Annotated in this window: 14 protein-coding genes; 4 read left to right on the forward strand and 10 right to left on the reverse strand. The window is 43.9% G+C overall.

Annotation, left to right across the window (positions count from 1 at the left end; translation table 11 throughout):
- Positions 1–10: 10 nt before the first annotated feature.
- Together NL643_RS15375 and NL643_RS15380 are read left to right on the forward strand one after the other, a co-directional pair.
- Positions 11–721 (forward strand): hypothetical protein, encoded by a 711-nt coding sequence (locus NL643_RS15375; RefSeq protein ID WP_253644756.1) that lies wholly within the window; start codon positions 11–13, stop codon positions 719–721.
- Between the two features lie 153 nt (positions 722–874).
- Positions 875–1,075, forward strand: a complete 201-nt coding sequence (locus tag NL643_RS15380) for a DUF4250 domain-containing protein (protein WP_005392843.1) — start codon at positions 875–877, stop codon at positions 1,073–1,075.
- A 20-nt stretch (positions 1,076–1,095) separates the two neighbouring features.
- Here NL643_RS15380 and metR read toward each other — a convergent pair whose 3' ends face one another.
- The gene (metR, locus tag NL643_RS15385; protein ID WP_005392844.1) at positions 1,096–2,007 is read right to left on the reverse strand and encodes an HTH-type transcriptional regulator MetR; all 912 of its coding nucleotides are present in this window, start codon (positions 2,005–2,007) and stop codon (positions 1,096–1,098) included.
- A 278-nt stretch (positions 2,008–2,285) separates the two neighbouring features.
- Here metR and metE point away from each other — a divergent pair, with 278 nt between their 5' ends.
- Entirely contained in the window at positions 2,286–4,568 is a 2,283-nt protein-coding gene (gene metE / locus NL643_RS15390) for a 5-methyltetrahydropteroyltriglutamate--homocysteine S-methyltransferase (protein WP_253644757.1), read from the forward strand.
- Positions 4,569–4,700: 132 nt separating this feature from the next.
- On the opposite strand, the gene gspS2 is transcribed toward metE, so the two are convergent.
- The 8 genes from gspS2 to NL643_RS15430 all read right to left on the reverse strand — a co-directional run bounded on the left by gspS2 (position 4,701) and on the right by NL643_RS15430 (position 12,385).
- On the reverse strand, positions 4,701–5,093 hold the full coding sequence (gene gspS2, locus NL643_RS15395; RefSeq protein WP_005392846.1) for a GspS/AspS pilotin family protein: 393 nt from the start codon (positions 5,091–5,093) through the stop codon (positions 4,701–4,703).
- A gap of 3 nt (positions 5,094–5,096) precedes the next feature.
- The gene (locus NL643_RS15400) at positions 5,097–5,393 is read right to left on the reverse strand and encodes a YciI family protein (RefSeq protein ID WP_253644758.1); all 297 of its coding nucleotides are present in this window, start codon (positions 5,391–5,393) and stop codon (positions 5,097–5,099) included.
- Between the two features lie 115 nt (positions 5,394–5,508).
- On the reverse strand, positions 5,509–5,904 hold the full coding sequence (gene yciA, locus NL643_RS15405; RefSeq protein ID WP_005392848.1) for an acyl-CoA thioester hydrolase YciA: 396 nt from the start codon (positions 5,902–5,904) through the stop codon (positions 5,509–5,511).
- A gap of 227 nt (positions 5,905–6,131) precedes the next feature.
- Positions 6,132–6,695, reverse strand: a complete 564-nt coding sequence (locus tag NL643_RS15410; RefSeq protein WP_005392849.1) for a septation protein A — start codon at positions 6,693–6,695, stop codon at positions 6,132–6,134.
- Positions 6,696–6,898: 203 nt separating this feature from the next.
- Complete coding sequence (locus tag NL643_RS15415) at positions 6,899–7,141, reverse strand: hypothetical protein (protein ID WP_005392851.1); 243 nt, start codon at positions 7,139–7,141, stop codon at positions 6,899–6,901.
- A gap of 111 nt (positions 7,142–7,252) precedes the next feature.
- Positions 7,253–9,793 (reverse strand): hybrid sensor histidine kinase/response regulator, encoded by a 2,541-nt coding sequence (locus NL643_RS15420; RefSeq protein ID WP_253644759.1) that lies wholly within the window; start codon positions 9,791–9,793, stop codon positions 7,253–7,255.
- A complete protein-coding gene (locus NL643_RS15425) occupies positions 9,786–10,970 on the reverse strand; it encodes an acyl-homoserine-lactone synthase (protein ID WP_253644760.1) in 1,185 nt (394 codons plus the stop codon). Before NL643_RS15425 ends, NL643_RS15420 begins: the two co-directional genes overlap by 8 nt.
- A 155-nt stretch (positions 10,971–11,125) precedes the next feature.
- The gene (locus tag NL643_RS15430) at positions 11,126–12,385 is read right to left on the reverse strand and encodes a dicarboxylate/amino acid:cation symporter (protein WP_012841620.1); all 1,260 of its coding nucleotides are present in this window, start codon (positions 12,383–12,385) and stop codon (positions 11,126–11,128) included.
- A gap of 545 nt (positions 12,386–12,930) precedes the next feature.
- On the opposite strand from NL643_RS15430, the gene NL643_RS15435 reads away from it, so the two are divergent.
- Positions 12,931–14,472, forward strand: coding sequence for a long-chain fatty acid--CoA ligase (locus NL643_RS15435; RefSeq protein WP_253644761.1), 1,542 nt, complete (start codon positions 12,931–12,933; stop codon positions 14,470–14,472).
- A 122-nt stretch (positions 14,473–14,594) separates the two neighbouring features.
- Here the strand turns inward: NL643_RS15435 and NL643_RS15440 are convergent, their stop codons facing one another.
- Positions 14,595–15,290: a Crp/Fnr family transcriptional regulator gene (locus tag NL643_RS15440; protein ID WP_085343504.1), complete on the reverse strand. Its 696-nt coding sequence runs from the start codon at positions 15,288–15,290 to the stop codon at positions 14,595–14,597.
- Positions 15,291–15,455: the final 165 nt, after the last annotated feature.

Below are 15,455 nucleotides of genomic sequence, written 5' to 3' on the forward strand. Positions count from 1 at the left end.
CCACCCCAAAATGACTTTTGAGCGTGCATTTAACATGATTCAACAATTGCTGGTTACTTTTCCTCCGATGCTATTTGGCGCGCAAGCGCTACTGACTTTACTTCTCATCAAGGGCGATATTTGTCCGGGTCAGAGAGGCCGTCTTCATAAAATGTTGCCAGCAGTGGCGTTATTGTGGCTTGCGGTTGCTTCTCTTCGCATTGAAGCATTTATGATCGTGTTCGCTATTTTCTATTTCTACTCTCAGGTTCAAACCAAGAAAACGCGTGAAAAAGGCCCTCTTTGGGCGATGCATTTAGCGAATGGTTTGGCTTTTGCGTATGTAAGTATTCAAGCATTTGAACAGCCAAGCTGGCCTGCGTCTATTGCGATGGCAATAATGATATTTTTCCTTGGGGCGTCATTTTCTCAATTGCTTCTGACTATCGCTCGTAGCAGATTGCAGGCATTTCACCGCATTTTGCCCGTTACGGGCATTGTGTCTGGAATGCTGCTGGTAATCGCAACTCTATTTGCTTCTTACCAGTTAAATGAAGCGACATTGATCGCCGCAACACAACCAATTTTATTGTCTTTAGCCATGCTCATTTCTTCAATCATTGTTTGGTGCTGGCATATCTTCACACATAAAAAACCGGAAAAGGTTCAACTGAGCGTCGCCCTGTTGCTCGCGCTTGCGTCAATGACGAGCCTACAAGGTTTATTCTCTCTGGCGGCTTAATCGCGAGTCGAGAAACAGAGCAATACTGCTTGTACTCAAGTCCTTTCTAGGTTGCTTGAGTATAAGGCACTCACGTTTTGGATCGCGCTCACTTTAAATTCACGTGATTACGTCTACGCTTGTTTATATACCTTGTCGAAGAGGAGAGTCGCGATGGATTTAAGCAATGTAGGTAATTTGGACAGCATTATTTTGCTAGGTATCGTCAATGAAAAGCTACGTTTAGAGTGCGACAGTTTTGACGAGTTAGTATCGGTGTATGAAATGGATGTAGAGTCCGTTGTGGGCAAGCTTGATATGCTTGGCTATCAGTACGATCCATTGACCAACCAATTTAAAGCATATCAACGCTAAACCTTTCTTAATCCATATCCCTAAGCCATCTTGATTCCGTCAAGGTGGCTTTTACATTGTAGCCTTGCGGTTGCGAAAAAGGCTTGTAAGTAACGTTTATCTTTCTCTGAGTGACGCGTTGCAGCAAATAAGCGACGCCATAAGCCTTGGCCAAAAGGTTTACTGGTAATAAGGCCTTGGCGAGAAAATTCAGAAATCGCCCAATTTGGCAGTGCTGCAACCCCTAATCCTGCGGAGACCATTTGCACTAACATCAGAGTATTGTCGGCTTGCTTCCATTTAGCTGGTTCTACCCCCGCTGGCTGCAAGAAGTGTTTTACGACGTCTAGCCTTTGTTTTTGAACCGGATAGGAGAGCATGGTTTGATCTGCGAGATCTTGCGGATCAATAACTTCTTTTTCCGCCAATGGGTGGTTGGTCGCGGTAATTAAGCGCATTTCAAAGTCGAATAAAGGTTCATAATGCACTTCAGAACGAGGTTGAATATCTGACGTGATAACGAGATCCAACTCGCCAGCTAACAGTGCAGGAAGTGGTTCAAAGCCAAAACCTGATGAAAAATCCAGTGTTACGCTAGGCCAGGCAAGTTGATATTCCCTAAGAGCAGGCATGAGCCATTGGAAACATGAGTGACATTCAATCGCCATATGCAACCGACCATTGACGTCTTCTTTCAAGCTTGCCAAATCATTTTCTGCTCTTGCGAGTTTGGGAAGAATATCTTCTGCAAGACGCAATAGGATTTCTCCCTCTGAAGTGAACTTCACTGGACGAGTTTTTCTAAGGAATAATTGTCCCCCAATCCGTGCCTCTAAATCTTTGATCTGGTGAGACAAGGCTGATTGAGTGAGATGCAACGCGGTCGCGGTCGCGGTTAGAGAGCCGGTGTCTCGAAGCGAAGTGAGTGTCCGCAAATGTTTTAGCTCTATCATGAATTCCTTTCATCCTTTGTTGCTCGCTATGAACAGAATAGCAATCGTATAAATAACTTAACGACAAAAAATGGATATGTAAACGTCTAGACGTCTATTTGTTGTATTTATTTGCGAATCATGTCGCCTCATGATGAATTTTTTTAATAAACAAGTTGAATAAATGGACGTTGTTCAAACCGCAGATGAGAGCGATAGTTTAGCCATCCAGACATCTTTTATGACGAAAGATACTCTGACCCAAACAAATTGAACAAGATTGAAAAAGGAATAGGGACATGGCTACAACAACGCACGTACTAGGTTATCCACGCATCGGTGAAAAACGAGAATTAAAATTCGCTCAGGAAAAATACTGGCGCGGAGAAATTGATCAAGCAGAGCTTAAAAAGGTTGGGGAAGATCTGCGCGCTAAAAACTGGCAAACGCAAACAGATGCTGGCTTGAGTTTTACCACCGCTGGCGATTTTGCTTGGTACGATCATGTACTGACGACCACGTTGTTACTGGGTCACGTGCCAAAACGTCACGCAGACGGTTTCCCTGATTTGGATACGCTATTCAAAGTGGGTCGCGGTCAATCTCAAGCGGGTTGCGGCTGTGCGGGCGCTGCAGCGTCGGATATGACTAAATGGTTCAACACAAACTACCACTACATCGTACCTGAATTTAGCAAGGACGATACATTTGAAGTGAGCTGGCCTCAACTGTTTGAAGAAGTCAACGAAGCAACCCAAGCTGGGCATAAAGTGAAGCCAGTTTTGCTTGGCCCAGTCAGTTATCTTTACTTAGGTAAAGAGGTAGAAGAAGGGTTCGATCGCCTGACGCTACTGCCACGATTGCTTACGGCTTACCAAGCTATTTTGGCAAAGCTCGCGAGTCAAGGTGTTGAGTGGGTTCAGATTGATGAGCCAATTTTGTCACTAGAGCTTGAAAGTCAGTGGGCTGATGCGTTCAAGCTAGCGTACCAAGTGATTCGAAGCGATGTAAAAGTGCTGCTAACGACGTACTTTGACTCTATAAGCGATACGCTAGACAAAATTGTAAAGCTACCAGTGGATGGTTTACATATCGATTTATCTGCCGCGCCTCAACAGCTTGATGACGTGGTTGCCAAACTACCGGAGGGGTGGGTGCTGTCTGCTGGCGTGGTCAACGGTCGTAACGTGTGGCGCTCGGATTTGAGTGCGCAACTTGAACGTCTACAGCCAGTAAAAGAAAAACTGGGCGACAACCTTTGGGTTGCGAGCTCATGCTCTTTGCTACATAGCCCGGTTGATCTGGAACTGGAAACAGAGCTAAGTGAAGAAGTGAAAAGCTGGTTTGCGTTTGCAAAACAAAAAGTAACAGAAGTCGCCTTGCTTGGCCGAGCACTCGATGGTGATCAAGATGCGATTCTCGCTTGTGATACCTACAGCCAGCCAATCAAAGCACGTAAAACGGCAACGCATGTGAATAAGCCACAAGTTCAAGCACGTTTAAACAGTATTACTGCGTCACTTGCCGAGCGCAGCGCACCTTACGCGGAGCGTGCTGCGCATCAAGCTGAAGTATTGGGCTTGCCTCTGTTGCCAACCACGACAATCGGTTCTTTCCCTCAAACGGGTGAAATTCGTGTTCAGCGCAGTGCTTATCGCACTGGCCAGTTATCTGAGTCCGACTATATCCAAGCACTAAAAGGACATATTGCGGATGCCGTAAAACGTCAAGAAGCCCTTGACCTAGATGTGCTTGTGCATGGTGAAGCAGAACGTAACGACATGGTGGAATACTTCGCGGAGAACTTGGCGGGCTTCCAAACGACGAAATTTGGTTGGGTACAGAGTTATGGCTCTCGCTGTGTGAAACCAGCCATTGTGGTTGCCGACATTGAGCGTGAAAAGCCGGTTACGGTGGAATGGTCGACGTACGCACAATCGCTAACCAGCAAGCAGATGAAAGGTATGCTGACGGGCCCGGTAACGATTTTATGTTGGACATTCCCGCGTGAAGACATTACTCGTCAAGAAATCGCCCAGCAACTGGCACTGGCACTGCGTGATGAGGTTTCTGATCTGCAAGATGCAGGCATCAATATCATTCAAATCGATGAGCCTGCGATTCGTGAAGGTCTGCCGTTGAAAAAGCGCGATCACAAAGCGTATTTAGAATGGGCGGTGGATGCATTTAAGATCTCGGCAGCGGGTGCAAAACCAGAGACTCAGATTCACACTCACATGTGTTACAGCGAGTTCAATGAAATCATCGATTCAGTCGCGGCGCTCGATGCGGATGTGATTACCATTGAAACGTCACGCTCAAATATGGAACTGCTTAAAGCGTTTGAAGAGTTCAATTACCCGAATGAAATCGGTCCAGGTGTTTATGACATTCACTCACCAAACATTCCGACGGAAGAGTGGATTGAAGGCTTAATCAAGAAAGCGGCAGAAAAGATTCCGGTACAACGTTTGTGGGTGAACCCAGACTGTGGTCTGAAAACACGTAACTGGGCAGAGACGGAAGCGGCATTGGCGAACCTCGTGTCAGCGGCGAAGAAACTTCGTGCTGAGCTTGCGTAAGGCACCTTTTTAGCAAATAAAAACGGAGACCGTGGTCTCCGTTTTTCTATTCTTAGCCGTTCATTTTCGTCGTTATACTATCCCGCAATAGCGGATGAATTGCTCGTATCGAAAACAACGCACTCACTGTGACTATTTCATTTGAGTACAAGTTTGCGCGGAAACCAACTCATCTGCCATCAACTGACCGCGAGAGTTACGCACTTTAATACGGTACATTAAGCCCATATCAATTTGCTTACGAATTTCCGGGTTACTGCAATAGGTGTAGATACTGGTGTTCAGTACTTGATTTAACGGCTTTGCACCGAGTGCGTCATCGTTATAAATCATCATCATTTCAACAACATTTTTATTGGATGAGACACGCATTATCTGCAGTGGACCGTATTCCAAAGGGAGACCTGCGGACAAGACTCCCGCTCGGTTTGATGCCAATAGCTCAAGCTGGCGTTGATTATCATCAGTAGATGAACAGCCAGCTAACGCACCAAATGCCAAGAAAAGACACAGTAATTTTTTCATAAATTAAAACACTTTTTTGAACGGTTTCACGATTACATTATCGTAAACACCAGCCGCTACGTAAGGATCGGCTTCTGCCCACGCTTTAGCGTCTTCTAGAGAGGCGAACTCAGCGATGACAGTCGAGCCCGTAAATCCAGCTTCTCCTGGGTTGTCAGAGTCTATCGCAGGCATAGGGCCAGCAGTAAGAAGGCGACCTTCGTCTTGAAGATTTTGTAAGCGCTCCAAGTGTTGCGGGCGAACGCTCATGCGTTTTTCCAGCGAGTTCTCGACGTCCTGAGAAAAGATGACATACCACATAGCATAGTTCCTTAATTGGTAGGGTAAAGTGTTAATTTAACGCCTTTTTTGTGTCTCTCACAAGTGAACAACAGAAAATGTGAGATCCTTTCTAACAGTTAGCGCTGTAGGTTGACTAATTCTGAACCGGGCGTGGTTTGCCTTCACTGTCAATGGCTACGTAGTTGAAAGTCGCATCACAAACCATGAAGCGCTCGCCGACACCGTGTGCTTTTACCGGCTTGACCCATACTTCCAGATCGACACTCATTGAGGTGCGACCAATCTTAGTGCATTCGCCATAGCAGCAAACGACATCGCCAACACCTACAGGCTTCTTGAAGGTAATGCTGGACACTGAAACGGTAACAACGCGACCAGAAGAGATCTCTTTGGCCAGAATCGCACCTGCTAGGTCGAGCTGAGACATAATCCAACCACCAAAAATATCGCCATTGGCATTAGTATCGGCAGGCATTGCAAGGGTACGAAGCAGCAGTTGACCTCTCGGAGAGCTAATTTCTTGACTCATTGTGACATCCTAAATCTTAAAGGCGCTCAAACTAAGCGCCAACATAGTAAATACCTAGAACCAAAGGTCCTTAAAAAAAACGCAGACACCGGACCAGAGAAAGTTGGTTTACAGCAGCAAGAATGGTCTGAATCCGGTATGTCGTTTGATCGGTTTAGTGATACATGGAGCAAAACAGCGACCCGAAGGTCGCTGCAAAGTGCGCGGATTATAGCAAAACTGAGTTTTTAATCATCAGTCGACACATCGGATGAGTTATTTTTTTGTTCTTTTGGCATGTGTTTGTAAATGTAGAAGCCAGTCGCAATCATGTAGGCAAATGTCGCAATCAACATTCCGAATACTTTGAAGTTGACCCAAACATCCAGTGGTAGCTCGTAAGCGATATAAATGTTCAGACCAGCAAAGAATGAGAAGAAGCCGACCCAAGCCCAGTTGATCTTCGCCCAAATAGCATCAGGTAGTGAAATTTCTTTGCCCAACATGCCTTTAATGGCCGATTTCCCCATTGCGTGACTCGCTGCTAAACCGATAGCTAGAATCACATAAATGATGGTGACTTTCCATTTTATGAAATTGTCGTCGTGGAAGAAAAGGGTCATGCTGCCAAATATCGTCACGATAACGAACGTAATTAGCTGCATTTTCTCGACTTTTTTATACAGAGCATAGGTGACGACAAGCTGAATTGCCGTTGCAACGATCAGCGCTCCTGTTGCTGCGTAGATGTCGTACATCTTGTACAAAGCGAAGAAGACGATGAGTGGGATAAAATCTAGGATTTGCTTCATGGTGGCAAAATCTACCTAATTAGTGAATTGAAGACAGTCTAACGGAATCTGACAAGATGTGAATACCGTCAAGGTTAGAGGTAAGAGAAGTAATCCCCTGACTGAATGATACAACAAGCAACATTTCGCAAAGATGAAGTAGTAAATCGAAGGCATAAAAATTGCCGCGATAGAGCGGCAATTGAGTTGATAGAATTTAAGATTTAAGCAACACGTTGATATTGAGAAATAAGCGTTTTGACATCTTCTAAATAGCCTTCACGTAACAGATTATCAACGGTTGCTTCAAGCTCTTCGAGAGACATCGTAAAGCAAGTGGATTTGCCGGTCATTAGGCTCAGATACTGATGGTATTCTTCTTCTGTATAGTGGCCTAAGCGATCGAGTAGTAGTGCTTTGATTCCATGATGAATCAAGCCGTAGTATGTGTGTCGATGAAGTAACATGGCGATCTCCTTATCAAGCTCATCCGCTAACCATTTGCAGCTTGCTTGACCCTCTGGATAATTCGATTTACTTCAGTAATGCACATCTAGTGCCAGTTTTATCTTCGCAAATTAGAAAGTGTTGGAAGTAGCAAAACTCTCATGTTGCAACCAGCGCTTGATGACGGTTTGGAGCGCATTTAACGTGGTTGGCTTTTCAAGTCTGTCATCCATGAGTTTCGCAATGAGCTCCAGCTCTTTGGCTCCAGACTCTCCAGATAGTGCGATGATCGGAACGGAAGACGCAATTTGCTTAATTCGTTGGCTTGCGTCAAATCCATTCATCACTGGCATCTGTACATCCATAAGCACCAAATCAATCTTGTGCGACTGAAATAGCTCCACCGCAGAAGCGCCATTATTTGCTTGTAAGCTGTTGACTCCCAGCCTTTTTAAGTACATTTGAACCAAAGTACGCTGCACCTCTTTGTCATCAACAATGAGCACTGTTGGTGCATCGTTACTTACTTGTACGTGTTGGTCTGTGCGAGGTTCAGAATGTGGTGCATTTACTTTCCAGCCATTGAAGTCCGGTGTTCTCAACGTCTCTGGCTTGGGTGCGTTTGGAACGACCGGGAAATACAAGTAGAACTCTGTAAATTCGCCCAATTCAGACTGGCACTCAATTCGTCCACCAAAAGAGCGCATAACGCGTTGACAGTAGCCCAAGCCAAGGCCGCTGCCGCCACTTTTTTGAAACGAGAAGAAGTCGTCAAATATCTTGTGTAAGATACTGCTATCTATGCCAGGGCCACTATCTCTGAAGACCAGAATGTTTTCGTAGGCCCCCGTTTGGCTACGAATCTCAATTTGACTATCGGGATAAGAATCAAAATAGTAGATAGCATTGCGAATCAAATTGAAAATGACAAAGTTAAACAGAGTTTCGTTTAATTTCGCGACAAAATCGTGCTCTTGGGGCAGATTGATCCTTTCAATTATTTGATCGTTTTCGAAGCCATAACGGCTGACCGCTTGATCGACAGCTTTATGTATAGACGTAATAGTTAAGGGTTCGTGCTCTGGTGAGCTGTCGCTGACTTCTCGCAAAATAATGTCGATGAGTTGGCGACCACGCTGAATCGCTGCTTCTCCTTTATCAATCTCACTCTTTAACGTCTCAAGTGAAGAGTTTGATTCGATATGCTGTTTTAAAGCTTCAAATCGTAATTGAACTTGAGCGAGAGGGTTACGCATTTCATGCGCAATAGAGTTAGCGAGCGCACGGCTTTGGCGTACTTTTCTATCGGCCTCGATGGTGCTCTGGATGCGAACTAATAAGGTTTGCAATGCTGAAATTTCTTCATTAGAAAACAGCTTATTATCCATTTTGTGTGAAGAAATCAGTAAGTGCGTAACGGACTTTCCACGACCAAAAAGAGGCATTACGAGCGCCGTATTGCTGGATCGCATACGTTCGTAGAGCTTGCGCATTGAGCCTTTAGACGAGGAGGCATAATCAATTTCTTCAGACAGTTCATCAAGCACGAGAACAGACTTGCTTGACAGCAGATAATCTTCATAAAACGTTTCGGTGTAACTGCTGGTGACGAGCTGCAATTTATTATTTGGTATATTTAGTAACGCTGCTAACTGGCGCATTGCATCATCTATTGAGCGTTTAAATTCTTCTTCTAATCCAAGAATTTGTTGAACGGGTGTATGTCGTTTCCCATAAATAAAATAGGACGCGAAACGACTGACGCGTTTGTAAAGCAAGTGCCAAGTGATACCGATGAGTGCGCATAAAGGCACCGCTACAAGCCATTGGTTATCTTCCGAGATAGGAATAAATATTGCGCCCAGCGGGAGGACGAAAATGGCACAGACAAACAGCGCGCTAACGGTTAAGTATGTGAGGTATTTAGCGCTATAAAAGCGAGAGGTAAGCAGGGCATAGCCTACAAACAACATTTCACTAATTGAAAGTGCTGGTGGTAACCAGGTTAAGGAAAAGTCACCAAGGAAGTAAGTCATTCCAAGGTGTATCACTGCAGTTGATAACATGAAGACCAAAATGCCGGCTATCATATAGTTACTTTTTGCCAGCGTAAGTTTGCTGCTGTTCGCTCGCATGGTAATCAAGTTCAGCAGGGTTAATACCACAAATGTCAGCAAACTAATAAAGAAATATGAGGTGTGGGGACCAAACTCGATCACGAACTGGCTTGGGCCCGTAATGGTGACATTTTCGACAGTAAGGTTTGGTACTAAGTTGATGTAAAGCGAGTACGTTGCTAGTGCCACAAAGACGATTTTTTGCCAGGCTTTGACCGCAGTTTTTTTGATATCAGCCGCTAGCTGGCAAGAAAAATAGAACGCGAATGCAAAGGCAAAGAATGACGCCAAGTTCGCCAACTTAGCCATAAAAATACCGCCAGCGGAGCCCAACTCCGGCAATAAGTCGGTATGGAAGTATGCGTTGCTGCTGATCCAAACGATGATGCAACTAGAATAAGCAATGTACGGCGCATGATGCGAGCCTAAAATCGTTTCACTCTTCTGTTTTAGGCGATAGCAGTAATATAACAACCAAGCGAACACCACCAGTACAGTGGCGTATAGCGTCATTGCTTTTGGATAAAAAAGGCCGTGAAGATGAATATCAAGCATGTACATTCACCTTTTCATCAATTCTTTTTGTTCGTACGCGGTGTTTGTAGTCGCGAAACTGTATGTTTTGAAATGCTTCAACCATCATACCTAAATTCCAGAAACCGCGGTATGTCTTGGTACCGTCACTGTTAATGTCGCGGTATCCTGAGTGAAAGTAGGCCTCTAAATCAATAGATTGATAGAAATTTAACATAAATATTTGTTCAATAATGGTAAAGCTGAGCTTATAGCCTGCTTTATATAGCTCACTCATCAATGCTTTTTGTGCCAAATACAAAAAGTACAGTTTTTGTTGGATGTTGCCACCCACTGTCAGACGCAGCACTTCGCAAACCGCTTCAGTGTTTTCTAAGTGAGATTGGAACTGCGCATCAAATTCAATAAGAGCCCGTTGGCGAGTTAGATCGTTACCTCCAAAAAGGCCTAATTGATTAAGAGTCATGTAGCCATAATCAGGAAGGCAAAACTGCCATTGCTCACTACTAAATGGTGATGAATAACTGAGCCAGGTATTTCTTTGGTGCCAGTTTTGCACCAAAGCGGAGGAGACCATGATTGGTGTAGATGACTGCTTGAACAATAGCACAAAGTGTTGACCTTTCTGCGAGAGTGATAATAGAGGCAATATCTCAAACCATTGTTCAGTTTGGACGAAGAGCTCAAGATTGCTCAGTGTGATTGCTGCGGAAATCGGCATTAATGCAGCGTGATTTGGCAGTGTTACCTTTAGGTCGCATTCGGCAATATCTTCGATCAATATGCTTGAATAGTCGCGGTCGTCAAACGAGAGCTGAGTTGGTCTTGTCGCTTCATTTAAAGGGTGCTTTTGCTTGATCGCAGCAATCTCACATTCACACCAGAAAACCATCCAATGCGGGTAACAATCTGCGGCAACTTGTTCAAGTAAGAGCGCCTCTTCGGAGAAAGGCGTTGGATACTGCTGTACTAAATTTCGATAATCCATTAATTCAAACAGTACGGACAGACTCTTAGATGCGTATTTAGGAAAGAGGGACTTGAGAAGCTTTATTCTATACAAAGCAACTTGTTGAAAAAGAGAAGACCTTTCTTGCGGTGTAAGAGTAAGAAGAACCGTGTCAACCAGCGCCTGTTGTTTTGACTCGATCGGCAAATCTGTACTGGCGAGGGGCTCCAAAGACAGCTTAAGACTCATGATATAACCTAGTTCTGACGTTTTTTATATTTTGTAATGGTTTATATCATTTTGATAAATTTATGCTATTGGTTTCTATTTATATAGTTACGTAATGCAAGAAAAGACAAAAAAACCGCTCATAGTGAGCGGTTTTTAGTTCATTCGAGAAAGGACTAAGCTTCTTGCTTTTTAAGCTCAGCTTCTGCCGCTTCCTCTTCAATTAGCGCATCAACGATAACTGCACATGCTGCATCACCTGTGATGTTTAGTGCTGTACGAATCATATCGAAAATACGGTCAAGAGCGAATAGCAGTGGTAAACCTTCGATTGGAATGCCAGCGGCAAGAAGCACGGCAACCACTAGGAAAGAAGGACCAGGAACACCCGCTTGACCAACCGCACCCAATGTAGACGTTACGATAATTGCAATGTAAGCGCCCATACCTAAATCGATATTGAACAGTTGAGCAAAGAAGATAGCAACCAAGCCATAGTAAATCGCATTACCTGACATGTTGATCGTTGCGCCTAGAGGCAGAACAAATGACGCGGTTGAATTTTTTACGCCCAGTTCTTTTTCACAGGTGTCCATTGTGACAGGCAGTGTTGCCATAGAAGAGGCCGTTGAAAGCGCAACAGCTTGTGGTTTTTTCATTGAAGACAGGAACTTCTTCGCTGATGTCTTGGTGAAAATATGCACCATTGCTGGGTAAACAACGAAACCGAAGATCAGGATTGCGGCAACGTAAACAACGAACAGTTTGAATACCACCATTAGTGCGCCAAAACCGAATGTACCGACTGCTTCTGCCATCAGACCGAACACGCCGATAGGGGCAATGATCATCACTTTGTTGATCATCCAAACCATTGCGTCAACGATGCAGTTAACACCATTAATGATTGGCTCACGACGCTCTTTTGCTTGCTTAGAAATTGCAATACCAAAGAACATACAGAAAACGAGGATCTGTAGGATGTTTGCTTCATTTAGTGATTGGAAAACGTTGGTTGGGATCATACCAGTGATGGTTGCCCAGAAAGTAGGTAGTTCACCTTTTGAAGCGTATTCTGCTGAGAACATGCCTTCAACGCCAGAGACGTCGATCCCCATGCCTGGTTGGAATACTTCACCCATAAATAGTGCAAGCGCAACGGCTAGGGCGGATGTTAAACCAAAATAACCTAGAGTGACGATGCCAACTTTACCTGCTGACTGGCTGTTCCCAAGACCAGCTGCACCAGAAATCAAGGCTACAGCGACCAAAGGAATAACCAACATTTTGATTAAGTTGATAAAGATAGCACCTAAAGGAGCGAACACTGTCGCATCATGACCCATCATGGCACCAACGGCTGTGCCCACGATCATGGCGATTACGACTTGTACGCCAATGTTGTTTAGCAAACTCTTTTCTTTTAACACTTCCATAACCTCTGTGCTAATAAAATGTAAAATCCTAAAATTACCCACTAACCATAAATGGTTTTATGGATAATTATCTCGCCTTGCTTTTTACACTTATCGTTTACAATTGGCAATATGCAGCAAGGTATTATTGATGGATTAATCGATATTTTATTGACGAGCGATAAAGTTTTGTTCAATAGCAAACGTTTGCTATTGATTTTTGTTATGCCTATTGGCTGTGTAATTGTTTTTGTTTATTTCTTTTTCTTGTTTATTTTTTGTTAACTGAGATGAATTTTGTGTTTGCGAGCGTGGTCTGCGTCTTGCGTGACTTGGATTGATATTTATAACAATTAATTTCTTTCAAGCTCACATTTTTACCAATTAGCTTTGTGAAATGTTAACTGTTTTACATTCTTAGTTTTGATTGCATTGTAAACATAATGTTAATCAGAAATGGGAGAGACATATATAAAGTGCCAACATTTTAGTGTAGGGGAGTGCTCTCTCTGTTAATGCTCCCGAGCCGATAAAACGAAAATCAACAAGTAAGAGGTGAAGCGATTATGATGAATCTTGCTGCTGCATTACAAAGAAATGCTGCGAGTAAACCAGATAAGACGGCGTTGATATGTGGTGATGTCGAGATAACTTATGCGCAGTTTGATGCGATTACCGGAAAGATCGCGGCATCTTTAATCAACAAAGGGGTCGTTCCGGGCGATCGTATTGCGCTCTCATGCCCAAACATCCCTTTTTTCGCGTTTGTTTATTATGCGATACAAAAAGCTGGCGCGGTTGCTGTCCCATTAAATGTGCTTTTGAAAGCGCGAGAAATTAAGTATCACTTAGAAGATTCAAAAGCGAAGTTTTACTTCTGTTTTGAAGGGACAGCAGAACTGCCAATGGCAAAAGAGGGGGTTAAAGCGTTTGAGCAGGCCGAGATATGTGAAAATATGGTCGTGATGACTCAATCTCAAGTTGAAAACGAATGGAATGGTGTGCCAACTCTCAATGCGTTTATAGCGGATGCAGAACCATTGTCAGATTATGTACCGCGTAATGCGGATGATACTTGTGTTATTTTGTATACATCAGGGACGACGGGCTTACCAAAAGGAGCTGAACTGACGCAGCAGAACATCATAATGAATGCTCTGGTGGCACAAAACATTATGGGCAGCCAGGCCGATGATATTCACTTAGTAACTTTGCCTTTATTTCATACCTTTGGTCAAACCGTCCACTTAAATGCTAGTGTTTTGGGCGGGGCAACCTTGGTGTTAGTGCCTAGGTTTGAGCCTAAACATGTTCTTGAGCTGATGGCAAAACACAAAGTGACGTTGTTTGCTGGAGTGCCAACGATGTATATTGGCTTGCTTCATGTCCAGCACCAATTTGATACATCCTCACTACGTGTTGCTATCAGCGGTGGAGCCCCGTTGCCAACCGAAATCTTTAGATCCTTTGAGGAACAATTTAATGTCCCAATTCTTGAAGGATACGGGTTATCAGAAACAAGTCCTATTGCATGTTTTAATCATTTAGATCAGGAACGTATACCAGGATCGGTAGGTCAACCGATTCAAGGCGTTGAAGTAAAAGTTGTCGACATTGAAGGCAATGCACTACCGATCGGTGAAGAAGGTGAGATTGTTGTGCGTGGGCATAATGTTATGAAAGGATACCTTGACCGCCCGGAAGTCACTGAATCCGCGCTACAAAATGGTTGGTTCCATACTGGTGATGTTGGCCGTTTTGACAGTTCAGGTAATCTATTTATCGTCGATAGAATGAAAGATCTGATCATTCGAGGTGGATTTAACGTTTACCCTAGAGAAATTGAAGAAGTGTTTATGACTCATCCTGCAATCTCAATGGTAGCGGTGATAGGGATTCCAAATGAAGAGTATGGCGAAGAGATAAAGGCTTACGTTGTGCTTAAACCGGGAGAGTACATTGACGCAGAAACATTACAAACGTGGGGCAAAGAGCAGTTAGCCTCTTTTAAATATCCTCGTTATGTTGAAATTCGTGAGCATCTCCCGATGAGTGCAACAGGAAAGATTTTAAAGCGTGAATTGAAATCTGAATTGAATGTGGCTTAGTCGATTCAATGAACTTCTCGTCACAGCGCCACTTGCTTAGAGAGAGTGGTGTTGTGCACGTTACTCAAGAATAGAAGATGGCAATCTCTCGCTAGCGTGTACACATGAACTATCTGTTTACTCTATTGTTCGAGTTGTTTTATGTGCGCTTCTAAGCGTTTTGGATTAGTAATGGTCACTGAACCATATTTCAGTTCTAGCATCCCAATACTCTCTAAGTTTTTTAGTACTTTATGAACACTTTGACGAGTTAGCCCCATCATGTTGGCGATATGCTCTCTAGTCACTCTCACGACACACGGCTGAGTATTGATAGCTTGGTTGTGTTGGTATTCAGCAAGCAACAGCAATCTTCTTGCAATCCGCTCTTCGATTCCTCTAATCGCATCATCTTCGATAACTGAAATGGCAGACCATAAGCGGCGGCTAAGTAAGTCGAGAATCGTAGGGTAACTTTGAGGATATTTGGCGAGTAATTGGCGAAACTTATCACCAGGTAGTTCCAGTAAGGTCACGCCCGAATGCGCGGTTGCGCCAAAAATACGGGGCATGCCGGGAGAAAAAACATTGTCTCCAAACCAGCCTCCTGCCTCGAAAATCATTAATGTGACTTCTTTGCCTTTTGAACTCATCGAATTAATTCGTACGGCACCCTGTGCAATGACCATAAGAGAAGATTGAGGTTCCCCTTTATTGCAAATCAGTGCTTTTTCGTCGAAACAGCGAACTTTAGCTATTTGTGCTGCTTCACTAAGTCCTTTCTCGGACAGCCCTGATAATACAGGACATTTGGCTAATAATGCTTTGACTTCTTCCATGTGCAACCTTACTGCATCCTGCTCTAGTTATTATTTGTGCTGGTTAAGTGGCAAAGTTTATCACTCTTTGATTGCTCTGCTTTAGATTGGTTTGGAAAGTGCGGGCGTTGAATAAAAATGATATGGTATAAACGCCATACAAGAAAACGCCCGCTAAACAGAATG

It is taken from the genome of Vibrio sp. Y42_MX_L11, from assembly GCF_024181785.1.
Taxonomy (GTDB): Bacteria; Pseudomonadota; Gammaproteobacteria; order Enterobacterales; family Vibrionaceae; genus Vibrio; species Vibrio diabolicus.

Coding starts and splice junctions, on each gene's coding strand:
- NL643_RS15375 (WP_253644756.1), top strand. CDS start 11: ATGACTTTTGAGCGTGCATTTAACATGATTCAACAATTGCTGGTTACT.
- NL643_RS15380 (WP_005392843.1), top strand. CDS start 875: ATGGATTTAAGCAATGTAGGTAATTTGGACAGCATTATTTTGCTAGGT.
- metR (WP_005392844.1), bottom strand. CDS start 2,007: ATGATAGAGCTAAAACATTTGCGGACACTCACTTCGCTTCGAGACACC.
- metE (WP_253644757.1), top strand. CDS start 2,286: ATGGCTACAACAACGCACGTACTAGGTTATCCACGCATCGGTGAAAAA.
- gspS2 (WP_005392846.1), bottom strand. CDS start 5,093: ATGAAAAAATTACTGTGTCTTTTCTTGGCATTTGGTGCGTTAGCTGGC.
- NL643_RS15400 (WP_253644758.1), bottom strand. CDS start 5,393: ATGTGGTATGTCATCTTTTCTCAGGACGTCGAGAACTCGCTGGAAAAA.
- yciA (WP_005392848.1), bottom strand. CDS start 5,904: ATGAGTCAAGAAATTAGCTCTCCGAGAGGTCAACTGCTGCTTCGTACC.
- NL643_RS15410 (WP_005392849.1), bottom strand. CDS start 6,695: ATGAAGCAAATCCTAGATTTTATCCCACTCATCGTCTTCTTCGCTTTG.
- NL643_RS15415 (WP_005392851.1), bottom strand. CDS start 7,141: ATGTTACTTCATCGACACACATACTACGGCTTGATTCATCATGGAATC.
- NL643_RS15420 (WP_253644759.1), bottom strand. CDS start 9,793: ATGCTTGATATTCATCTTCACGGCCTTTTTTATCCAAAAGCAATGACG.
- NL643_RS15425 (WP_253644760.1), bottom strand. CDS start 10,970: ATGAGTCTTAAGCTGTCTTTGGAGCCCCTCGCCAGTACAGATTTGCCG.
- NL643_RS15430 (WP_012841620.1), bottom strand. CDS start 12,385: ATGGAAGTGTTAAAAGAAAAGAGTTTGCTAAACAACATTGGCGTACAA.
- NL643_RS15435 (WP_253644761.1), top strand. CDS start 12,931: ATGATGAATCTTGCTGCTGCATTACAAAGAAATGCTGCGAGTAAACCA.
- NL643_RS15440 (WP_085343504.1), bottom strand. CDS start 15,290: ATGGAAGAAGTCAAAGCATTATTAGCCAAATGTCCTGTATTATCAGGG.